Origin of the sequence: Stenotrophomonas sp. SAM-B, from assembly GCF_013387485.1 — a bacterium.
Taxonomy (GTDB): domain Bacteria; phylum Pseudomonadota; class Gammaproteobacteria; order Xanthomonadales; family Xanthomonadaceae; genus Stenotrophomonas; species Stenotrophomonas maltophilia_AA.
In genome coordinates, this window is the sequence record NZ_JABBXB010000004.1 from 349,052 (window position 1) to 370,064 (window position 21,013).

Annotated in this window: 17 protein-coding genes; 4 read left to right on the top strand and 13 right to left on the bottom strand. The window is 66.9% G+C overall.

Going from position 1 to position 21,013, the window contains the following annotated elements; genetic code table 11:
- Positions 1–367 precede the first annotated feature (367 nt).
- Genes HH110_RS11690 through HH110_RS11705 form a run of 4 tightly spaced genes read right to left on the bottom strand, consistent with a single transcriptional unit; the run spans position 368 to position 6,730 of the window.
- Positions 368–1,699, bottom strand: a complete 1,332-nt coding sequence (locus tag HH110_RS11690) for a peptide MFS transporter (protein ID WP_176989821.1) — start codon at positions 1,697–1,699, stop codon at positions 368–370.
- A gap of 19 nt (positions 1,700–1,718) precedes the next feature.
- A complete protein-coding gene (locus HH110_RS11695; protein WP_176989822.1) occupies positions 1,719–3,719 on the bottom strand; it encodes a serine hydrolase in 2,001 nt (666 codons plus the stop codon).
- Positions 3,716–4,714, bottom strand: a complete 999-nt coding sequence (locus HH110_RS11700) for a dipeptide epimerase (protein WP_176989823.1) — start codon at positions 4,712–4,714, stop codon at positions 3,716–3,718. The genes HH110_RS11695 and HH110_RS11700 overlap by 4 nt, the downstream gene beginning before the upstream one ends.
- 33 nt (positions 4,715–4,747) lie before the next feature.
- Positions 4,748–6,730, bottom strand: a complete 1,983-nt coding sequence (locus HH110_RS11705) for a serine hydrolase (protein ID WP_176989824.1) — start codon at positions 6,728–6,730, stop codon at positions 4,748–4,750.
- 324 nt (positions 6,731–7,054) lie between these two features.
- On the opposite strand from HH110_RS11705, the gene HH110_RS11710 reads away from it, so the two are divergent.
- Complete coding sequence (locus HH110_RS11710; RefSeq protein WP_176989825.1) at positions 7,055–7,690, top strand: helix-turn-helix domain-containing protein; 636 nt, start codon at positions 7,055–7,057, stop codon at positions 7,688–7,690.
- Positions 7,691–7,777: 87 nt separating this feature from the next.
- On the opposite strand, the gene HH110_RS11715 is transcribed toward HH110_RS11710, so the two are convergent.
- The 4 genes from HH110_RS11715 to HH110_RS11730 all read right to left on the bottom strand — a co-directional run bounded on the left by HH110_RS11715 (position 7,778) and on the right by HH110_RS11730 (position 12,898).
- Positions 7,778–8,239 (bottom strand): SRPBCC family protein, encoded by a 462-nt coding sequence (locus HH110_RS11715; RefSeq protein WP_176989826.1) that lies wholly within the window; start codon positions 8,237–8,239, stop codon positions 7,778–7,780.
- A gap of 2 nt (positions 8,240–8,241) precedes the next feature.
- Positions 8,242–8,556 carry a helix-turn-helix transcriptional regulator gene (locus HH110_RS11720; RefSeq protein ID WP_176989827.1) on the bottom strand — a complete coding sequence of 105 codons (315 nt, stop codon included), beginning with the start codon at positions 8,554–8,556 and terminating at the stop codon, positions 8,242–8,244.
- Positions 8,557–8,778: 222 nt separating this feature from the next.
- Positions 8,779–11,847 carry a discoidin domain-containing protein gene (locus HH110_RS11725; RefSeq protein WP_241696552.1) on the bottom strand — a complete coding sequence of 1,023 codons (3,069 nt, stop codon included), beginning with the start codon at positions 11,845–11,847 and terminating at the stop codon, positions 8,779–8,781.
- A gap of 148 nt (positions 11,848–11,995) precedes the next feature.
- The gene (locus HH110_RS11730; RefSeq protein WP_176989829.1) at positions 11,996–12,898 is read right to left on the bottom strand and encodes a LysR family transcriptional regulator; all 903 of its coding nucleotides are present in this window, start codon (positions 12,896–12,898) and stop codon (positions 11,996–11,998) included.
- 83 nt (positions 12,899–12,981) lie between these two features.
- Between HH110_RS11730 and HH110_RS11735 the strand changes: the two genes are divergently transcribed.
- The gene (locus HH110_RS11735; protein ID WP_241696530.1) at positions 12,982–13,683 is read left to right on the top strand and encodes an NAD(P)H-dependent oxidoreductase; all 702 of its coding nucleotides are present in this window, start codon (positions 12,982–12,984) and stop codon (positions 13,681–13,683) included.
- Between the two features lie 205 nt (positions 13,684–13,888).
- A complete protein-coding gene (locus tag HH110_RS11740; protein WP_176989830.1) occupies positions 13,889–14,917 on the top strand; it encodes a phosphotransferase enzyme family protein in 1,029 nt (342 codons plus the stop codon).
- A 9-nt stretch (positions 14,918–14,926) separates the two neighbouring features.
- Here the strand turns inward: HH110_RS11740 and HH110_RS11745 are convergent, their stop codons facing one another.
- The gene (locus HH110_RS11745; protein WP_176989831.1) at positions 14,927–16,234 is read right to left on the bottom strand and encodes a type II toxin-antitoxin system HipA family toxin; all 1,308 of its coding nucleotides are present in this window, start codon (positions 16,232–16,234) and stop codon (positions 14,927–14,929) included.
- Positions 16,231–16,581 carry a helix-turn-helix domain-containing protein gene (locus HH110_RS11750; protein WP_176989832.1) on the bottom strand — a complete coding sequence of 117 codons (351 nt, stop codon included), beginning with the start codon at positions 16,579–16,581 and terminating at the stop codon, positions 16,231–16,233. Before HH110_RS11750 ends, HH110_RS11745 begins: the two co-directional genes overlap by 4 nt.
- 232 nt (positions 16,582–16,813) lie before the next feature.
- Here HH110_RS11750 and HH110_RS11755 point away from each other — a divergent pair, with 232 nt between their 5' ends.
- Entirely contained in the window at positions 16,814–17,980 is a 1,167-nt protein-coding gene (locus HH110_RS11755) for a nucleotide sugar dehydrogenase (protein ID WP_176989833.1), read from the top strand.
- An 11-nt stretch (positions 17,981–17,991) separates the two neighbouring features.
- Here the strand turns inward: HH110_RS11755 and HH110_RS11760 are convergent, their stop codons facing one another.
- The 3 genes from HH110_RS11760 to HH110_RS11770 are packed head-to-tail and all read right to left on the bottom strand — an operon-like array spanning position 17,992 to position 21,013.
- A complete protein-coding gene (locus HH110_RS11760) occupies positions 17,992–18,879 on the bottom strand; it encodes a DMT family transporter (RefSeq protein WP_275135858.1) in 888 nt (295 codons plus the stop codon).
- Between the two features lie 32 nt (positions 18,880–18,911).
- The gene (gene murB / locus HH110_RS11765) at positions 18,912–19,961 is read right to left on the bottom strand and encodes a UDP-N-acetylmuramate dehydrogenase (protein ID WP_176989834.1); all 1,050 of its coding nucleotides are present in this window, start codon (positions 19,959–19,961) and stop codon (positions 18,912–18,914) included.
- Positions 19,958–21,013: a quinone-dependent dihydroorotate dehydrogenase gene (locus HH110_RS11770; protein ID WP_176989835.1), complete on the bottom strand. Its 1,056-nt coding sequence runs from the start codon at positions 21,011–21,013 to the stop codon at positions 19,958–19,960. Before HH110_RS11770 ends, murB begins: the two co-directional genes overlap by 4 nt.

Here is a 21,013-nt window from a genome sequence, read left to right on the forward strand (position 1 = left end):
CCACGGCTGGGGCAGCCGTGTGGCGAGGTGACGCGGGGGAATGGGGACACCCGTGCCGTCGAAACCGAGGCGGGAGGTCAGCGCGACCAGAGGGCCAGATCGGCGGTGGTCGGGGCGGTGCGGAAGCTGATCGGGCATTTCGACATCCCTACAAATCCTATGCAAGGAATATGTAGCCTGATCAGGTATATGTCAAGCGCAATCAGAAAACATCGTCCCGTTCAGGGCTGTCGCATTGCAGCATTACGTGTGCGCGCTCGGGGCGCGTCGGCGCCTCTGACCCGTCCCGGGTGGCGTACACCGGCGAACGGGTCGGCATCGACCGCGATCCAGGTCGCGGCCGATGCCAATGGTCAGTGCCGCAGCCTCACCGTGCGGGGGCCGTGCCGTCAGCCGGGGCGGCTTCCTGCGGTGCAGGTGCAGCATTGCCGGCAAGCAATGGTCGGGCGCGTCGTTCCAGACGCAGCAGCAGCACGGCGACGATCATGCAGGTACCGGCCATCAGCGAGAAGAAGACCGCGCTGGAGAGCGTCGACCACAGCGTGCCGACCGCCCCGGCCAGCAGGTTGCCGCCGAACGACGCCAGGAACCAGAACGCGATGATCGTGGCACCGAAGCCGACCGGGGCCAGGCGGGCGAACAGACCCAGTCCGACCGGCAGGATGAAGAGCTCGCCGAAGGTGAAGATCGCAAAGAACAGCGCGGCCCACAGCCAGCCGACCTTGGCCGTTGGTTCGCCACCGAGTATCGCCACCAGCGCGAACGACAGTCCGACCACGGCGGCACCGATCGCCATCTTGGTCAGTGCGGCCGGCTCGCGGCCGTCGCGGGCCTGCCGCATCCAGCGCCGCACCAGCAGCGGGGTGATCAGGAAGACCAGCAGCGGATTGAGCGAGAAGAACCACGTCATCGGAAGGGTGAAATCCGCGGTGAGCACGCGGTCCACGCCGGTGTCGAGCCAGATCGCGATGGTGTTGCCGATCTGCTCGTAGGCAAGACGGAACACCACGATCAGGCCGGCAATCATCGCCATCAGTTGCAGCAGCGGGCGATAGGCCGGTTGCCACAGCGCGGAGAAGGGCAGCGTGGCGCGCTCGCTGCGCGGCGGATCCGGCGGCAGGTGGCGGCGGCCGGTGATGTAGATCACCAGCCCCAGCAGCATGCCGATGCCGGCCGCGGAGAAGCCAACATGCCAGCCATACACCTCACCCAGCGTGCCGCAGACCAGCGGGGCGAGGAACGCACCGAGGTTGATGCCCACGTAGTACACATTGAACGCCGAGCCACGGCGCGGATCATCGCGCTGATAGAGGTCGCCGACCTGGCCGGGCAGGGTGGGCAGGAACAGGCCATTGCCGAGCACGATCGCCAGCAGTGCGGGATACAGCAGCGCATCGAAGGCCATCAGGAAGTGCCCGAACGCCATGATCGCGCCACCCAGGATCACCGCACGTCGCTTGCCCAGCCAGCGGTCGGCGAGCATCCCGCCGAAAACCGGGCTGAGGTAGGCCAGCGCGGTGTACAGGCCATAGACCATCGAGGCCTGTTCCTGCGAGAACAACAGCTGCTTGGTCATGTAATAGACCAGCAGCGCCCGCATGCCGTAGTAGGAGAATTTCTCCCACATCTCGGTGAGGAACAGGATGGTGAGGCCTGGCGGTTGCCCGAACCAGGCCTTGCGCGGTGCGTCGAGGGTCATCGGGCAGGGCGTCCGGGGGTCAGAGCTGCAGGCCGGTACTGATCAGGCGCTGGGTAATGGCGACGAACGCCACCACCACGCCCGACAGGGCGACCACCCAGGCGCCGTAGCGGCGCACGCGCGGCCAGCTGGCCGGCGCGCGGACGGCCACCCAGACCAGTGCGACCGCGGCAATCACGCTCAGCCAGGACAGCGCCTGCACCAGGATCAACGGTCCGTTGGTGTAACTGGAGATACCGCCCGGCGCGGACATCGACTTCACATACGCCACCCAGGCGATCACGCTGCCCAGCAGCACGGTGATCGACAGCGTCTGCAGTCGACGCAGGCCACGGCCTTCGGCCGGCGCGGGAACCCGGTAGTAGCGACGGACGAACACGCCCCCCACGCGCAGCACCGCCGACAGCGTCAGCAGCCCCAGCGCGACGATCAGTGCAGGACGCAGCCACGCCGGCGAACGCCAGCCGGGGATCGGTTCGAAACCGAACACCGAGGCGAACGGGCCGCCGGAGAAGTACACCGGCCGGCCGTCCTTGACCTTCACTTCCAACAGGCCGCGACCGTTTTCCTGCTGCCACAGCCACGGCGACACCTCGCGCCAGCGCAGCAACTGGCCGTTGAGGCCCTTCTGGCCATCGACGGTGATCGTGCCGTCTTCCTGCGGGTGCACGCGGATCGGTGCAAACAGGGTCAGCATGCGCAGATACGAACTGTCCGAGCGGCGCGTGCTCTGCCAGCTCACCCCCGCCAGCGCCGCGGCGTGTTCTCGCGCGGTTGCCGCATCCACGCCCGGGCCGGCGGCCTGGATCGGCAGGGTCGGCAGGAAGTTCTCGACGAAGCGCTCCCACACCTGGGCACGCAGCGCCGAGCCGGCCGCATCACGCCCGACGCTGTTGGTGGAGACGAACACGCCGATGTTGCGCTCCGGGATCATCCACAGCCACGAGTAGAAGAACAGCATCGTGCCGCCGTGCGAGCGGGTGTCGTAGCCACCGGTGTCCGAGGCCATCCAGCCCAGGGCCATGCGCGGCAGATGCGGCAGGATCGCCGGCTGCGGGGTCAGCATCTGTGCGTTGGTCTCGGCGCGCATGATGCGCTGGCCGTCGAGCTCACCATGATTGAGCGTGGCCATCATGAAACGGGCCATCGCCGACCCCGAGGCATACAGACCGCCCACGCCCGGTGCGGTGTTCTTCTCGGCCGGGTAGCTTTTGCCCGAGCCCAGCAGATAGCCCTTGGCAGCGTGTGGCAGCAGCTCGGCCGGCAGCTTCTGTTCGAAGCTGGCGTACTGCATGTCCAGCGGCTGCAGGATGTGCTGCCTGGCGTAGTCCTCGAAGCGCTGTCCGCTGACGCGCTCGACGATGTACGAGGCGATGCCGGTGGCGTAGTTGGAGTACGCCGGTGTCGTGCCCGGTGTGGAAATCTGGTTGGGCACCCATTCCTTGAGGTAGTTGTCGCGGTTGGCCGGATGATCCGGACCCAGCACGATCAGGTAGCGCATGCGCTCTTCCAGACCGCTGGTGTGGGTCATGATCTGGCGCAGCGTGATTGGCTCACCCTTGGCCGGGACCTTGATGTCCAGGTAGGTGTTGATGTCGGTGTCCAGGTCCAGCTTGCCCTGTTCGACCAGCTGCATCACCGCGGTCCACACGAACAGCTTGGAGATCGAGCCGGGGCGGAACAACGTGGTTTTGGGGTCGACCGGCGTGCGCTTCTCGACATCGGAAAAACCAAAGCCGCGTTCGGTGACGACCTTGCCGTTCTCGACCACGGTGACCACGGCGCCGGCGAGATCGCCCTGGGCCATCAGGTAGGGCACCAGGCCATCGAGGAAGGTGTCCACGCGTGCGGCATCCAGCGTGCCGGTGGGTGTCTGCGCGGGTGCGATGCTGTCAGCCGCTTCGGTTGCGGCAGGTGCCGCCGGCGCCGCGACGGGGACCGGTGCCTGTGCATGCACTGGCGAGAACGCGGCAGTCGAGGCCAGCAGCAGGCCGGAGATCAGCGGGCGCCAGATGCTCATGCGTGCACTCCCTTGCCCCACACGGCGTCGTCGCAATGCACCAGTCCGTCGTCGTAGCGCAGGCCCGGGGTCCGGTCGTCGCGCAGGAACAGCGGGCCATCGAGATCGACCACGTCGCAATGCTGGCCCACGATGAAGGCCGGGCCCATCGCCCAGCTGCTGCCGATCATGTTGCCGACCATCACCTGCATGCCCAGCGAGCGGGCCTTGCCGACCATCGCCAGGCTTTCGGTGAGCCCGCCGGCCTTGTCGAGCTTGATGTTGATGACGTCGAACAGACCCGCCAGCGCCTCGATTTCCGAAGCATCCTGCACGCTCTCGTCGGCCGCGAACGGCAGCGGCCGCGCGAAGCCCTTGAGCTCGGCTTCGCGGCCGCGCGGCAAGGGTTGTTCCAGCAGCTTGATGCCGTTCTCCAGCAGCACCGGAATCAGCGCATCGAGCACGTCCACGCTGTAGCCCTGGTTGGCGTCCACGCCCATCCACACATCCGGGCGCACCTTGCGCACCGCACGCACGCGCTCGATGTCGATATCCAGATCACCGCTGAGCTTGAGCTTGAGTGCCTTGGCCGGCGCATAGCGTCCGGTCGCGATCGACTGCATCGTCGCCGGGTCATCGGCGCCCAGGGTCCAGGTGGTCAGCAGCGGCCGCGTCTGTGACAGCCCGGCCAGCGCCCAGGCATGCGTGCCGCTACGGCTCGCCTCCAGATCCCAGAGCGCGCAGTCGAGTGCGTTGCGCGCGCCGCCGCGGGGCAGCAGTTGCTGCAGCTCGTCGCGGGTGATGCCGGCTTCGATGCGCGCACGCAGCAGTTCCAGCGTCGCCAGCATCTGCTCGGGCGTGTCATCGAAGTAGTACACACCGCTGGCTTCGCCGCGGCCGCGATGGCCGCCGTCTTCCAGTTCCACGCGCAGTACCGGGGCGTGTTCGAACACGTAGCCGCTGATCCGGAACGGGGCCAGCAAGGCAAGCGTATCGATCTGCAGGGTCAGTTTCACAGGATGTCTCCAGCCCCGTGGCGGGGCCATGGGTCAATAGTTGAGAGCGAAGTCGGCCAGGCCCATCAGGACCAGGGCGTAGGCGAGCACGCAGGCCGCGATCAGCAGCAGCGCGGCCCAGAGGCGGGCGAGCCAGCCGCGACCAGCGCGTACGGTCTCCACGAGATTCCAGGCCGTCGAACCGATCCCGCCGACGATCGCGATCACCGTGGCGATGCCGAGGCCGATCACTGCCGGATCGAGGCGGTCATCGAGGCGGGCGAAATCCGCCGATGCCCAGGTCATCACCGCCATGGCCGCGGCAGGCACCAGCAGCATGAACCAGCAGGCGAAGCGGCTCAGGCGATAGGCCAGCAGCGTCCTGCGCGGCCAGCCCAGCACGCGCCCATGACGGCGGCGCACGAACGCGGCGATCGGCCAGGCCAGCGCGGACAGCGCCAGCACGGCCACTGCCCCGGTCAGTGCCGGCTTCAGCCACAGCGCCGAGCGATAGCCTTCGGCACGCAGGAACACGTTGAACGGCGAAGACGAATCCACCGCAAAGCCGACCGGCGCGCCGTCCTTGACGATGGCGGCCAGGCGCAGCTCGCTGTTGCTGGCCTGCCACAGCCACGGGGCGATCGGCTTGAAGGTGGTGGGCTGCCCGTTGGGCTGCTTCATGCGCGGCAGACGCAGGCTGCCATCGTCGAGGGCTTCCAGGCGGGTCTGGGTGAGGATGCCGGTGCGGCCGATGCCGGTCTCCGCACGCCGCGCATCCAGGTAGCTCGGCGCCGCCAGCAGGCGTGCCTGCTGCCTGGCCAGCGCTGCGTCGACGGGCGGTGCCGCCGCGGGTGCCGCGGCCGGGAAATAGCGGTCGGCGAAGTTCTCCAGCAGTTCACGCCGGATCGGGCCGGTGATGCCGTTGGCGCCCGCGCTGTTGAGTGAGACGAACAGACCGACGTCGTGATCGCGGAACAGGAACAGCTGCGAGTGGAACGAGTAGGTGTCACCGGCGTGCGACACCACGCGCTGGCCATTGACATCGATCTCGTAGAAGCCGAGTGCCATGGTGTTCAGCGGCGGCGCGAAGCGCGTCTGCGGGGTCAGCATCAGCTGGCTGGTCGCGGCTTTCAGAATAGCGGTGTCGTGGCCGCCCGCCGCGCTCAGGTGCGCGATCATGAAACGCGCCATGTCGCTGCCGGTGGCCGACAGTGCGCCGGCCGGAGCGGATGGGGTGACTTCGAAATCGCGCGGCTTGCCCGATCCCAGTGCATAGCCCTTGCTGACCAGCGCACGCAACGCAGGCGGCAGCGGCTGGCGGAAGCTGGCGTGCTGCATCTGCAGCGGCACGAAGATGTGCTGCTCGACGTACTCGGCAAACGGTCGGCCGGACACGCGCTCGACGATGTAGCCGGCCAGGCTGGTGCCGTAGTTCGAATAGGCGGGCACGGTGCCCGGGGCGAAGATCTGCGCCGGCACCCGTCGCTTGAGGTACGGTCCCAGCGCGATGTCACCGGCTTCGGCCACCGCCTCGCTGGTCCACATGTACTTGATGTTGGCCTCGAAACCACCGGTATGCGTCATCAGCTGGCGCAGCGTGATCGGCAGGCCGCGCTCGGGCACCTTGAAGTCCAGGTACTGGTTGATGTCCGCGTCCAGATCCAGCTTGCCGGCCTCCACCAGCTGCATCACCGCGGTCCAGGTCATCAGCTTGGAGACCGAGGCCATCCGGAACAGGGTGCGGTCCGGATCCACCGGGGTCTGTTTTTCCACATCCGAGACGCCGTATCCGCGACGGACCAGGATCTGGCCGTCCTTGACCACGGTCACCACCGCGCCGGCGATGTCACCGCGCGCGATGGCATACGGCATGAACCCATCCAGCCAGGTGGCCGCGTCATCCGCGGTCAATCGGGCCACGGTGTCCACGCGGGTGGGCGCGGCCTCCGGAGGCGGGGACGACGGCCGCTGTGCATCGGCCTGGAAGGACAGCAACAGCCCACAACACAACGCGACAAGCCCTGACAACGCACGCATGTGACGATCCCCTCTGGAACTGGAAGACGAGGCACCCCGCACAAACGATCGGAGGGCCCAAAACCATCTCAATCAGACAACAATATTCCTGATCAGAGAAATGTCAATTGCGCGTGATCTCGTCCGGCGGCCGCCGAGCAGGGGTGATTGCGACCGTTACATGCCCTGAATACGCCATTCCGGGGCCGATGAGAACGATTACACGGCGTTGAGGGACGCCATATGAGGCGAACGCGACAAGAAACCATCCTGATCAGGATGGCATTCATCTCTACGTAGTATCGTATCGGCAACTTCACCAGCAATAGCCCAAAGGTCCTGTCGATGAGCCCCAAAAGCCCGACGCTCGGAACCCTGCTGCGCGGTCTGCGCACGCGCCAGGGTTGGACGCTCAAGGAAATGAGCGAGCACACCGAAATTCCCCTGTCCACGCTGTCCAAGATCGAGCACGACCGCCTGACCTTGACCTACGACAAGCTCCAGCACCTGGCGCAGCGCCTGAACCTGCGCATGTCCGATCTGTTCTCCGAGCCCGATGCCGACAGCGCGCCGAAGCCGGTCACCGCACGGCGCAGCCTCGGCTCGCTCGACAAGGCGCTGCGGGTCCAGACCGACAACTACGATTACTACTATCTGTGCACCGAACTGCGCCGCAAGCGGATGATCCCGATCCTGACCAAGGTGCGGGCCAAGACCACCGCCGAGTTCGGCGACCTGGTCCGCCACCCGGGCGAGGAGTACGTGCACGTGATGGAAGGCCGCATCCAGGTCCACACCGAGTTCTACGATCCGGTGGTGCTGGAGACCGGGCAGGGCATCTACATCGACAGCCAGATGGGGCACGCCTACATCGTCGATACCGGCTGCGAGGAAGCGGTGCTGCTGGCCGTGTGCGCGAGTGCGGACGAAGACCTGATGGAATCGCTGATCACCCTACATGAGCATGAGGGGAGCGTCTGAGCGCGTTGTCGCGTACAGCGGTCGAGCGAGATGTGTTGAATGAAAAGGGCGCCCAAGGCGCCCTTTTCTGTGATCTTCCCGCCCGGATCAGGCCAGTGGCTTGGCGAAGACGTCCATTCCCCTGCCGGTCTCCAGCAGTGATTTCAGGCTGGACAGGACAAGCGGCCAGCCCTGCCGGATGCCGGTGTCCATGCCGCTGCCCGGCTCGAGCTGGTCATGGGTCACGGTGAGACGGACCATGCCGTCATACGGCACGATATCGAACGTCACCCGGCTGTAGGCCTGCGCGTCATCGGCCTGCGAAGCGGCAGCCCAGGTGATGACCAGGCGCGAGGGCGGGGTGCTTTCGACCACCTCGCCGACCAGCTCGACCTTCCTTGCCGCGTCGGCACGGACGTGCTGCCAGCGTGAACCGGGCTGCCAGTCCGATACGTTCTCATGGCCCCAATAGGTGCGGGCGATCTCTGGCCGGGTGATGGCCTCGAATACGCTTTCGGCGGTGGAGGCGATATAGATCACGTGGATGAAGCAGGTAGACACCGTGGACATCATCATTCTCCTTCGAGTTCTTTTTTCAGGTCATGCAGCAGGCTCAGCCGTTGGTGCTCGAACTTGCGTACCCACCGCTCGTAAACCTCGTGCAGGGGCACGGGGTTGATGAAGTGCAGCTTCTCGCGACCGCGCCTGACGGTGCTGATCAGGTTGGCGTCTTCCAGCAGGCCCAGATGCTGGGTGACCGATTGCCGTGCCATCTGCAGGTGCGCGCAGAGCTGCCCCAGCGACTGCCCGTTGGTCTGGCAGAGCGCATCCAGCAGCGCCCTGCGGGTTGGGTCGCCCAGCGCCTTGAACACCTTGTCTGCATCCATCCGCGTTCCTCGCTGCTCGTGATCCAGGTAACGCCCTGTGCATGTGATGGCGCCCGTCGACGATCCGATAATATGCAGGTAAATACCTGCATGTCAATGCCGGTCATGCCAGGCACCGCCACGACCGGACCAAGGCTTGCGTCGTCCCGTCGACCGGCAGGGCTGACCGGGTTCTAGCCCTTCATCGGCTGACAGAGCATCGCCATGCCGGCGGAGTCGGTCTCACCACGTCGCCTCCAGCCGGCGGAACGGCTGCTTCAGCAGCACCCCGCGCGCGTCGTAGTCACTCACGACGCGGCCATCCACCCGGACCGAGGTTGGGCGCGTGCGGCTCGGCCACCACACACGCACCGCGGTGTCCGTGCGCAGCCCCTTGCCCAGCGTTACCTGCAGCGTTCCCTCGCGCTGCCGTGCCTGCAGGGCCAGGATGCCGTAGGCGGTCGGCAGGCGATCCACCGCCAGCCCGTCGCCGGCCACCCACGAGGGCGGGGTGCCCGGCAACAGCGACAGCGCGTCATCGTCTTCGCGCATCAGCATCCCGAACAGCGTGCGTCCGTATTCGGCGCCGATCCAGGTATGTGGCATGTCGCCGAGATAACGCGGGAAGCGCAGCCGCGAATGGACCACCTCGGCGAGCACCTGCCATTCCAGCGGGCGGCGGTCATGCAGCAGGCCCTGCAGCAGTTCGTCGGCGGCCTCGGGCTGGTCCAGATGCACGTAACTCAGCACGTTGCGGATTTCGTACGGGGTATAGGCATACAACGCGCCCGGCTCGCCGCGCTTGCGGACATCGTCCAGATAGCGGGCGAACGTGGTGCGTAGCGCCTCGGCCGGCAACACATCCTGTGCGCCGGTGGGATCGAGCGCGATCGACACGCCGGTCGGATCACCATCGCCAAGGTCGGCCGAAGAGGGAATGAAGTCGATGCCCTTCCACGCCATCGTGGCGCGGATCGAGGCAGCCAGTGCATCGTGCAGGGCGGTGTACTGTTCGCGCGCCCACGCGGCGGTTTCGTGATCGCCCAGCGACTCGGCCAGCCACGCACCGTCATGCCAGCCCTTCAGGCCCCAGTAGTCGTCCCAGTAACTGTGCGTGGGCGAGGGATAGCCCTCATGGCTGATCGACGGCGCCAGGATGCCGGCGAAGCGTTCCGGCGAAGGCTGGCTGGCCATGTAGCCGGGCACCAGCGTGCGCTCGCGCAGTTCCTGCAGGAAGCGCATCGCGGCTTTCACCTTGGGCAGATAGGCGCGTACTGAGTCCGGTCCGCCATCCAGGCGCGCGACATCGGCAACCAGACTGATGTACTGCCCCTGGCTGTCGTACTCGATGTCCGAGCCGAAGCCGGTGTTGACGCTGCCGTCGTCGTTGAGGATCGGCGAGACCAGGCCGTTGGCATGCACGCCGTGCTCGCTGTACCAGGCCAGGTAATCGCGCGCGACCCTGGATTCGCCCATGCGCAGCAGCACCGCGGAGGTGGCCATGCCGTCGCGGATGAAGGAGCGGTTGTAGTTGCGCGGGCCGGGCTGCATGGCCGGGCCGGTCTGGTTGATCAGCATGTACGCCGCCTGCGCGCGCAGCATGTCCACCAGCGAGGGATCGGGCAGGCGCAGGCCGACCTGGCCCAGGCGTGCCTGCCAGTCGTCGGATGCCCGCTTGGCAAGTGCGTCGTACGCCGCATCGGGTGCACGCGGGACGCCAGGCAGCGCCAGTGGCGGTGCATCCGGCAACGAACCGTCCTTAGCCGAAGCGGCGGTGCCCAGCGGGAAGGCGACCACCACCGAGCGGCTGGCACCCGGCGCGAGCTGCACGCGGTAGGCCAGCGCCGCGGACGCGAGACCCTCGGCATCGCGTGCCTGCGTGGCCGCGGGCAAGCTACCGCTGGCGATGGCCCCTGTGATCTCGGTACTGCCCTCCGTGCCGAACGGCGCCGCACCCACGGCATCGACCGGGGTGAGCGACTGCAGCAGGGCGCGCCCGTTGATGCGCACCTGTCGACCTTCCACGGCCACCTCGCGGATCGGCGAGAGGCCGCCGTTCTGCCACGGTGGATTCATCTGCATCGGCCGTACCGCCAGTGTCAGGGTGCCCTCGAGAGGGGCGCTGCCGGTGTTGCGCAGTCGATGGCGCACGAAGGTGACCGGCTGTCCCCCCAGCTCGACCGCGAACGCCTCGCTCTGCAGTTCCAGCCCGGGTTGTGGCGACCACGTCGCCGAGGGCATCGGCTTCCAGCCATCGCGCAGCGCGTGCTGCACCGGCTGGTCGGCGGCCCCTGCGGCAACACCGTTCGCGTTGCGCCAGATCGGCTGCACCAGCGGCGCACCCTTGAAGGCTTCGATGTTGCCGTACTCGTCGAAAATCGATTTCTGTCGGCCGGCGTGGATGCCGACCGCGGTCCAGTAGGTCTGCTGCATGTGCAGCGAGGCCGGGAACAATGCGCGCTGCGCGCCGCTGGCGGCGATCTGGTAGCGCTTCATGGGCGTCATCACTGCCTTGGGGCCGAGCAGGCGCAGGCGCTCGACCCGAGGGGCGCCACCGTCCACCTTCAGCCGCAGCGCGGTGGCGGTCACGGCAGCAGTGCCCGCCAACCAACTCTGCTGCCGTGTACCGGCCTGCGGATCGCGTGCGAGGTCCATCCAGCGGCCCTGCGCATCGCGTGCCTGCAGCCGTGCGGCACCGTGCTCACCTTTCCAATCCACGGACAGGCCGGTGGTGGAGACGGCACGCGGCAACGCGATCTCGAGCGTGTGCGTACCGTCCTTGCCACGCGGAACGTCGATCGCACTGCCACCCTGCCACAGCGCCGCGGCCTGGGTCGCATCCACGCCGGACACGCGCGCGCTCGTGGTGGAATCCAAGGGCTCCAGCTCGAAGATCGACACGCCCCAGTCCGAGGTGCGCGCCGGGCTGGCCAGGCGCAGATAGCGGGCGTTGCGCGGCGCAAAGAACAGCGTCTCGATACCGCCGAGCGAATCGCGCATGGTGTAGGCCGGCTGCCACTGTTGACCGTCCAGCGAGGTCTGAAGGCTGTACCCCTCCGGATTGGAGACGTCCCAGGTGATCTGCGCGCCGCTGAGCATGCTCGGCCTGCCCAGGTCCACCTGGAACCAGTGGCCCGGGCTGAAGGCGCCGCCGGTGACTGTTTTCGGGTCGCCGTCGATCAGGTGCCCGACCGCCATCGCCGGCACCTGCTGGGAGGAACTGCTGGCCTGCCACTGGCTGCGCGGTGGCAGGTCCTGGGCGGCCGCGGTGAGGCTCAGCGCGAGGGTGGAGAAGAGCACGCTGCCGGCCATGATGCGGCGCGGTCGGTGCACGACGGTCGAACGGTCAGCCTGCAGCCCCATCAACGCGCTCCTGATCTGAAACGACCCCGACGGCGGGGTGGGGACACGCTAGCAGGGGATGTAATCGTTTACATGACGCGTCGCAATATGCGCCGGATCATCCCTTGACCGCTTGGGCGATCTGGTCCCGCAGCCAGCGATGCGCCGGATCTCGGTGCACGCGCTCGTGCCACAGCATCACCATCTGGTAGCCGGGCACGTCGATCGGCGCCTCCACTACACGCAGTGACGGGTCATCGGCGACCAGCCGCGCGGGCACCATCGCGACCATGTCGGTCCGGCTGATCACACTGCGCAGGTACAGGAAGTGCGGCACTGACAAGGCCACCCTGCGCTGTGCACCCACCCGGGCGAGTGCCTCGTCGGTGACGCCGTGGAAGCCGCCGCCCATCGGCGAGACGATGACATGCTCGAGCGCGCAGAACTGGGTCAGGGTGGGGCGACGCTTCAATTTTGGATGACCGGCGCGGCCAGCCAGTACGTAGCGTTCGGTGAACAGTGGGCGGTGGTGCAGGGCGGGTGGCGCATCGGACGCGATGTGGAACGCCAGGTCGATATCGCCACGCTCGGCCTGCTCCACCATGCGCCGCGGTGCGAGTTCGACCACGGCCAGGCGCGTGCCCGGTGCGGCGCGACGCAGACCGGGCAGAGCCGGCAGCAGCACGGTGGACTCGCCGTAGTCGGAGGCCATCACCTGCCAGGTGTTGCTGGCCTGCGCCGGGTCGAACGCCCGGGTCGGCGCCACTGCGCGCTCCAGCGCGGCCAGCGCGTCGGCCAATGGCGCGCGCAGGGCGTCGGCGCGCGCCGTGGTCCGCATGCCGCGCGGGCCGGGCAGCAGCAGCGGATCGTCGAACAGATCACGCAGCCGCCCCAACTGCACGCTCACCGTGGGCTGCGCCAGATGCAGGCGCGCGGCGGCGCGGGTGACGTTCTGCGCGTCCAGCAGGGCCTGCAGGGTCACCAGCAGGTTGAGGTCGATGCGACGCAGGGTATTGTCCATGGCAATGTCAGCGATTGTGGGAATTCATTTCCACTATAGCGCTGCCCTCCCTACCGTGGCGGCATCTCCTCCGTGGAACTGCCATGAACGTCCTGATCGTCTACGCCCACCCCGAACCGACTTCGCTCAGTGGCTCGCTGAAAGCCTTCACCGTCGAACGCCTGCAACAGGCCGGCCACACCGTGCAGGTCTCCGATCTGTATGCCATGCAGTGGAAACCGCAGCTCGATGCGGCCGATCATCCGGACCGCGATCCGTCGGTGCCGTTCCATGCCTCGCTGGACTCGCGGCAGGCGTACGCCAACGGTGCGCAGAGCGCGGACATCGCGGCCGAGCAGGACAAACTGCGCTGGGCCGATGCGGTGATCCTGCAGTTTCCGCTGTGGTGGTTCTCGATGCCGGCCATCCTCAAGGGCTGGGTCGACCGGGTATACGCCTATGAGTTCGCGTATGGGGTGGGCGAGCACTCGGACCGTCACTGGGGCGATCGCTACGGCGAGGGTGCCATGAGCGGCAAGCGGGCGATGCTGGTGGTCACCACCGGTGGCTGGGCGTCGCACTACGCACCGCGCGGCATCAACGGTTCGATCGAGGATGTCCTGTTTCCGATCCAGCACGGCATCCTGTTCTATCCCGGCTTCGAGGTGCTGCCGCCGCATGTGATCTACCGCACCGGCCGCGTCGACGACGCATCGTTCCCGGCGCTGCTGGAGAACCTGGGCAACCCGGCTGGACGGCCTGGCGACCGATGCCCCGATCGCCTACCGCCGCCAGAATGGGGGTGACTATGAGATTCCCGCCCTGCAGCTGCGGCCGGAACTGGCGCCGGGTGAAAGCGGGGCGGGCATCCACATCATCGGCTGATTTCACCGCCATGGCGGCCCGCGCGACCACGCCAGCAGCGCGTGGCCACTTTCGTGATGGACTGCGCTGCGCTGCAGGGTATCGATCTGCGATAGTCGATGCGTATTCATTACATCCGTTGGATTGATGCTCCATCCACAAGAGTTGTCCTCGGCGCAGATCACCCAGGTGCTGGGGGAGGCCTACGGCGTACGAGCCACCGCGGTAGTGCAGCGCGCCTGTGGCGCCGATGCAGGTGCGACCGTGTACCAGGTGGGTGGGCCTGATGGCATGCGCTGGTGGCTGAAGTGCCGGCGTTACGCGGTGGATGCCGTGGTGTGGGACGTTCTGCACCATCTGCGTGACCACCTGGGACTGCGTGAGATCATCGCGCCGCTGCCGACCCGGGACGGTGCGGCCGCGGCAACCTGGGCGGGCCTGCAGTGGACGCTGTTTCCCTATGTCGATGCGTTTTCCGGTTTCGAGGAGGCGCTGTCGCGTGGGCACTGGGAGCGGTTCGGGCGCGTGCTGCGCCAGGTTCACGACGTGCGGTTGCCGGAGGCACTGTCCGTGCGTCTGCGTTGCCCTGGATTCGACGACGACACTGCGGTGGAGCGCGTCGGCGCATGGCTGCAGCGCGCCGACGCGCGGATACCGGTGCGCGATGCATTGGGCGAGGAGTATCTGGCCCTGTGGTGCCGGCACCGTCAGCGCATCGAGGCGATCTGGCAGCGCTGCGGCGCGCTGCGCGCGCGCATCGGCGACGGTCGCCCCCGCCGCGTGCTCTGTCATGCCGATCTGCACGCGGGCAATGTGCTGGTCGGGCCAGATGAGGGTATCCATCTGATCGATTGGGACGAGATGGTGCTGGCCCCGCGCGAGCGCGACCTGATGTTCATCGGCGCCGGCATCGGCGGGCGCTGGGGGCGTGAGCAGCCGCCGGGGTTCGCCGAGGGCTACGGCCCGGTCGAGGCGGATCCGCTGTGGGGGGCGTACTACCGCCACTGGCGGATCCTGCAGGACCTGCAGGAGTTCCACGATCTCCTGCTGGAACCCGGCGCCACGGCACGCCCGCCTGCACAGCGGCGCCAGGCGCTGCGCTACATGGCCGAGCAGTTCGCGCCCGGCAACGTGGCCGACTGCGCGACCCGTGCGTGGCAGGTTGCGCAGGGGTGAGACTGCGACTCAGCGAATGTCCGTACGCAGGCTGCCGCGGATCTGATCGCGCCAGTGCCCGGCGACGCCGGCCTCGTCGGCAAACTGGGGCCAGCGCAGCACGCTGTGCCGGACCTGCTCAATGATGTCCCGGGCGCGGCGGGCATTGATCGAGGCAGTCGCGGCACAGGCGGTCAGGTCGGCCACGTCGAAACCCTCGCGCTTGGCGTTGATCGACATCTGGTGCCGCGCTGTCCAGTCGCCGTCCGGGTTGTACGCCCAGGTGATATCGAACGCAGGTGACAGCGACCACTGGCCCTGCCGGTCCATCAGGTAGGCGATGTTCTTGACGTGGTCGTCCTGGTTGCGTGCGATCACGTTGAACACCATCCGCCGGAACTGTTCCTCCAGCTGCGCCATGGGCAGGCGCAACTGGCGCATGACCAGCAAGGCCTGCTCGTAGGAGTAGGCAGTGGGATCATTGAAGTCGAAGTGGGCCATCGCCGCCAACGACTGCATATGGCGCTTGCCCCCTGCATCGGTGCGGTCGAAGCGTTGTGTCATGAAGTGGCGGCGACCGCCTTCCTCCAGCAGTCGGCACTCGCTGATCTGGATGCCTGCATCACGCGCCATCAGCGCGTAGGCGTACTCAACCACGCCGTAGCCCTTGGGGTCAGCCAGTTCCTTGTCGCGGTTGTTCTGCACGCCATCGAACTTGAGCAGCCAGTAGCTGAAGCCTGGCGCCGCCGCGGCCTGGCCCGATCGGACTTCGCCGGTGGCTTCGTTCCAGGCGATTACGGCTTTGGCCCGTGCGCCACCGGCCGAGGTGCCCACGCGCAGAATGTCCCGCAGTGCATCGGCGCGTTCTTCATCGCCGAACGAGGCACGCAGGTTGTCGCGGTTGCTCAGAACCTCGGTGGCCAGCGCGACCAGGGCATCGATCTGAATCTTGTGTGCCGTGCGGACGCGCGGCCCATGCACAGGCGAGAACTCCAGCGCCCCCATGCCGCGCGTGCCGGTATAGCAGAGCCGCTCCACCGCATTGAAGCTGTCCGGGGTGCGGCCCTGGGTGGCCAGCCACGCATTGATCAGGGTATTGCCGTACTTGTCCGGCAGGGCGTCGGCGAGCAGGCCGGGCAAGCCATGGAAGCCTGCCGGGTTGAGGGAGGGGAAACCGTAGATCCGATCCGCCGCGAGCGGCATGGTCAGCGGGGCGACCTCAATGCTGGAACGTGCGAATGCCGGGTCGTAGGCGAATTGTGCGATCCGCTCGCCGTCGGCCAGCGTCACCGCGCCGATCCGGCTGCCCCACAGGCGCACCTCGGCCGTGGTGTTCATTGCTCATCCCCCCAGCTCCAAGGCTTGGCCGGGGCGGCTTCTGCAACGCCCGGTCGTGCGCGCTGGCGTGGGTGGCCGCGGCGCTCCAGCAGATCGATCGGATTGGGGCCGTCGCTGGGCAGCATCACGTCCAGCGCATCCAGCCTGCCGAGGGCGCGCAGGCATCGGATCAGGTTGGCCAGCTGGGCGGGCGTACCGTCTTCCAGCCGCTGCACGGTGCGTTTGGAGACGCCCGCAGCATCGGCCAGCTGCTCCTGGGTGATGCCTTGCGAGAGCCGCACGTGGGATAGACGTTGCCCCAGCTCAGCCAGGACAGCCTCGTCCGTCATCAGATGTGTGATCGTCATAAAGTGACCCTCCTGACGCTTTGTATCGCACTATTGCAATAACGCGTCAAGTGTGGCGCTTTACGACATTTAGATTGTATTTCACTAAAGCGCCAAATATGGCGCGTTATGGCAATTTATAGAGTTAAAACGCCAGAAATGACGCGTAATGAGACGCGTTGTGGCGCTTACTCCGCCACGTTTGCTAAAATTCGTCGTTCGACTCTGGACGACGTATGCAGAAGGATCCTGAATGAAGATTGCCGTCGCCGGTACCGGTTACGTGGGCCTCTCCAACGCGGTGCTGCTCGCGCAGCATCACGAGGTGGTGGCGCTGGACATCGATCCAGCCAAGGTGGCGATGATCAACGCGCGCCAGTCGCCCATTGAAGATGCCGAGATCGAGCACTTCCTCGCCAATCGCACGCTGAACCTCACCGCCACGCTGGATCCGGCGCAGGCCTATGAAGGCGCGGACTTCGTCATCGTCGCTACGCCGACCGATTACGACCCCAAGTCGAACTACTTCAACACCGGCTCCGTCGAGGCGGTGATCGCCGATGTGCTGCGGATCCATCCGTCCGCCGTCATCGTGATCAAGTCGACCGTGCCGGTGGGCTGCACGCATGCGCTGCGGGCCAAGTTCGGCACGGACACGATTCTGTTTTCGCCGGAGTTCCTCCGCGAAGGCCGCGCGCTGTACGACAACCTGCACCCGAGCCGGATCATCGTCGGCGAACGCTCCGAACGCGCCGCGGTGTTTGCCGGGCTGCTGAAGGAAGGCGCGATCAAAAAGGACGTGCCGGTGCTGTTCACCGACGCGACCGAGGCGGAGGCGATCAAGCTGTTCTCCAACACCTATCTGGCGATGCGGGTGGCCTACTTCAACGAACTGGATACCTACGCCAGTTCGCACGGGCTGGACACGCGGCAGATGATCGAAGGCGTCAGCCTGGATCCGCGCATCGGTGACCACTACAACAACCCGTCCTTCGGCTACGGCGGCTACTGCCTGCCCAAGGATACGAAGCAGCTGCTGGCGAACTACAGCAAGGTGCCGCAGAACCTGATCCACGCCATCGTCGAGTCCAACCGCACCCGCAAGGATTTCATCGCCGATGACATCGTGGCGCGCAACCCGAAGGTCGTGGGCATCTACCGGCTGGTGATGAAGGCCGGCTCGGACAACTTCCGCGCCTCGGCGGTGCAGGGCGTGATGAAGCGGATCAAGGCGAAAGGCATCGAGGTCATCGTCCATGAGCCGGTGCTCACGGAGCCGACCTTCTACCGCTCCCGCGTGGTGAACGATTTTGCGGCGTTCCTTGCGGAGGCGGACATCATCGTCGCCAACCGGCTGACGCCGGAGCTGGTGGAGGTGGCGCACAAGGTGTACACGCGCGATCTGTTCGGGTCGGATTGATGCCCGGGGGTCTATTCCCCCGGCTTGGCGGCCGCTGTGACCGCCTGCGATTTCGCCCGCCGTGCCAGCACCGCTTCGCGGTGGGCGATATAGGCGTTCGCGCCGAGGATGATGCCGGCGCCGATCACGGTCCAGCGGTCCAGGGCTTCATTGAACAACAGCCAGCCCAGCAGGCTGACCAGCGGCAGCTGCATGAAGCTGATCGGAGTGAGTGCGGAGACTTCGCCCAGGCGCAGGGCGCGCGTCCACAGCAGCTGGCCCAGCGTGCCGAGCACACCGGTCGCGACCAGCCAGACCCAGGCCAGGCCAGTCGGCCAGACCCAGACGAACAGCGCCGGCACCAGCGACAGCGGCACCCAGAACACATAGGTGTAGAACACCACCGTATCGGCGCTGTCGATACGGGTGAGCTGCTTGATCTGGATCGCCACCAGCGAGCTCAGCACGGCAGCGCCGACGGCGACCAGGGTGCCGGGTGTGAAGCTGGTCGAGCCGGGGCGCACGATGATCAGCACGCCGATGAAGCCGATGATCACCGCCGCCCAGCGGCGCATGCGCACGGTTTCGCCCAGCCACAGCACGGCAGCGATGGTCACGAACAGCGGTGTCGAATAGGAGAGCGAGATCGCCTGGGAGATCGGCAGGTGCCCGATCGCCCAGAACGCGCACAGCATTGAGGCCAGCCCGATCGCGCTGCGGAGGAAGTAACGCGGCAGCTGCTGCGTCTTCAGCGGCGCGCTGCCGGGGCGGATCAGCATTGGCAGCAGTGCCAGCAGGCCGAACGCGTTGCGGAAGAACGCCACTTCCTGGGTCGGCACGTAGCGGGTGGCATAGCGGATCGCGATCGCCATCAGGCCGAAGGCCAGCGTACTGCCGAGCATCAGCAGGGCGGCCCGCAACGGCGTGGCCACCGGTAACGCGGGGGCGGGGTTCACCACTGTGCGCCGATCAGCCTGGGTTCCGGTTCGATCGGCACGCCGAACTTCTCCAGTACCGAGGCGGAGATCCGCCGCGCCAGCGCGAGCAGTTCTTCGCCGGTGGCCTGGCCGTGGTTGACCAGCACCAGCGCATGGCTTGGGGCAACGCCAGCATCGCCATCGCGGTACCCCTTCCAGCCACAACTTTCGATCATCCAGCCCGCGGAGATCTTGCGGCGGCTGTCGTCGTCGGCCGGGTACACGGGCAGCTCCGGGAAGTGCTGCAGCAGCACCTCCACCTGTTCCAACGGCAGGATCGGGTTCTTGAAGAAGCTGCCCGCATTGCCGAGCACGTCCGGATCCGGCAGCTTGCGGCGGCGGATGTTGATCACCGCGTTGGCCACATCGGCGGCCACCGGCAGTTCAACGCCCATCGCCTCCATTTCCTCGGCGATCCCGGCATAGCCCAGGCGCAGGCCATGCAGCAGCGGCAGGCGCAGCTCGATCGCGGTGATCAGGTAGCGGTCCGGGTCGTGCTTGAAGATGCTGTCGCGGTAGGCGAACTGGCAGCCTTCCGCATCGAAGCGTACCCAGTCGTTCTCGTGTCGGTCCCAGGCATCCACGGCCTGGATGAACTCGCCGACCTGCGCACCATAGGCGCCGATGTTCTGGATCGGGGAGGCGCCGGCGGTGCCGGGGATCAGGGCCAGGTTCTCCAGCCCGGACAGCCCGTTCTGCAACGACCACATCACCAGCCCATGCCAGTTCACGCCGGCACCGGCACGCACGATTGTGTGGTCGGCGCGGTGTTCCAGGATCTCGATGCCGCGATTGGCGAACACCAGCACGGTGCCTTCCACGTTGTCCGCGATCAGTACGTTGCTGCCGCTGCCCAGCACCAGCAGCGGCTGCTCTGCGACGCGTGGCAGGGCCAGCACCTCCGGCAGCACGGAAGGATCGAACACCTCCAGCAGCTGCGCGGCCGTGGCGTCGACATGGAAAGTGTTGAGCGCCTTCAGCGAGGCGTTTTCAGTGATGGCCCAGGCAGTCATGGCGTCGTTCACAGCGGTGCCACCGCGCCGCGGCTGGGCGCCTCTCTGCGGCGACGGATCGCCTCCACGCAGTCATGTACCAGCTCCGGGCCACGGAAGATCAGGCCGCTGTAGCACTGCACCAGCGCGGCGCCGGCGGCCATCTTGGCCACCGCGTCCGCACCGGATTGAATGCCGCCCACGCCGATCAACGGCATCGATTCGGGCAGGCGCGCGCGCAGGCGGCGCAGCACCAGGGTCGATTGGCCCAGCAGCGGCGCACCGGACAGGCCGCCGGCTTCGTTCGCGCGCGGGTCACCCGCCACGGCACTGCGGTCGATGGTGGTGTTGGTGGCGATCACGCCGTCCACCTTGAGTTCGCCGAGCACGCGCGCGGCCGCATCGATGTCGCGATCGCTCAGGTCCGGGGCGACCTTGACCAGCATCGGCACCCGCTTGCCGTGCTTGGCGGCGAGGCTTTCCTGGCTTTCGCGCAGCTGCGAAATCAGCTGGCGCAGCGCGGTCTCTTCCTGCAGTTCGCGCAGGCCGGCGGTGTTCGGCGAGGAGATGTTGACGGTGATGTAGTCGGCCAGCGGATACACCTTCTGCAGGCAGTGCTGGTAATCGTCGAACGCCTGCTCGTTGGGCGTGTCCTTGTTCTTGCCGATGTTGATGCCGAGCAGGCCGGTGCGGCGCTTGGCGCGTTCGACATTGCGCACCAGCGCATCCACGCCCAGGTTGTTGAAGCCCATGCGGTTGATGATGGCGTGGTGCTCCGGCAGCCGGAACAGGCGCGGCTTCGGGTTGCCCGCCTGCGGACGCGGGGTGATCGTGCCGATCTCGACGTAGCCGAAGCCCAGGGCCAGCAGCGCATCGATGTGCTCGCCGTTCTTGTCCAGGCCGGCGGCCAGGCCCACCGGATTCGGGAAACTCACTCCCAACGCGTTGGTCGGCAGCGGGTCGATGCGGCGGCCCATCAGCGGCGTGGTGCCGGTGCGATAGGCCAGGTCCAGCGCGCTCAGGCCAAGACCGTGGGCGCGTTCTGCATCAAGGGCGAACAGGAAGGGGCGGGCAAGCGAGTACAT

Excerpts from the sequence above, each read along its gene's own strand:
- HH110_RS11755 (WP_176989833.1), top strand. The coding sequence starts at position 16,814 with ATGAAGATTGCCGTCGCCGGTACCGGTTACGTGGGCCTCTCCAACGCG.
- HH110_RS11725 (WP_241696552.1), bottom strand. The coding sequence starts at position 11,847 with ATGGCCGGCAGCGTGCTCTTCTCCACCCTCGCGCTGAGCCTCACCGCG.
- HH110_RS11735 (WP_241696530.1), top strand. The coding sequence starts at position 12,982 with ATGAACGTCCTGATCGTCTACGCCCACCCCGAACCGACTTCGCTCAGT.
- HH110_RS11690 (WP_176989821.1), bottom strand. The coding sequence starts at position 1,699 with ATGACCCTCGACGCACCGCGCAAGGCCTGGTTCGGGCAACCGCCAGGC.
- HH110_RS11715 (WP_176989826.1), bottom strand. The coding sequence starts at position 8,239 with ATGTCCACGGTGTCTACCTGCTTCATCCACGTGATCTATATCGCCTCC.
- HH110_RS11745 (WP_176989831.1), bottom strand. The coding sequence starts at position 16,234 with ATGAACACCACGGCCGAGGTGCGCCTGTGGGGCAGCCGGATCGGCGCG.
- HH110_RS11695 (WP_176989822.1), bottom strand. The coding sequence starts at position 3,719 with ATGAGCATCTGGCGCCCGCTGATCTCCGGCCTGCTGCTGGCCTCGACT.
- HH110_RS11740 (WP_176989830.1), top strand. The coding sequence starts at position 13,889 with ATGCTCCATCCACAAGAGTTGTCCTCGGCGCAGATCACCCAGGTGCTG.
- HH110_RS11705 (WP_176989824.1), bottom strand. The coding sequence starts at position 6,730 with ATGCGTGCGTTGTCAGGGCTTGTCGCGTTGTGTTGTGGGCTGTTGCTG.
- HH110_RS11750 (WP_176989832.1), bottom strand. The coding sequence starts at position 16,581 with ATGACGATCACACATCTGATGACGGACGAGGCTGTCCTGGCTGAGCTG.
- HH110_RS11710 (WP_176989825.1), top strand. The coding sequence starts at position 7,055 with ATGAGCCCCAAAAGCCCGACGCTCGGAACCCTGCTGCGCGGTCTGCGC.
- HH110_RS11730 (WP_176989829.1), bottom strand. The coding sequence starts at position 12,898 with ATGGACAATACCCTGCGTCGCATCGACCTCAACCTGCTGGTGACCCTG.
- HH110_RS11720 (WP_176989827.1), bottom strand. The coding sequence starts at position 8,556 with ATGGATGCAGACAAGGTGTTCAAGGCGCTGGGCGACCCAACCCGCAGG.
- HH110_RS11770 (WP_176989835.1), bottom strand. The coding sequence starts at position 21,013 with ATGTACTCGCTTGCCCGCCCCTTCCTGTTCGCCCTTGATGCAGAACGC.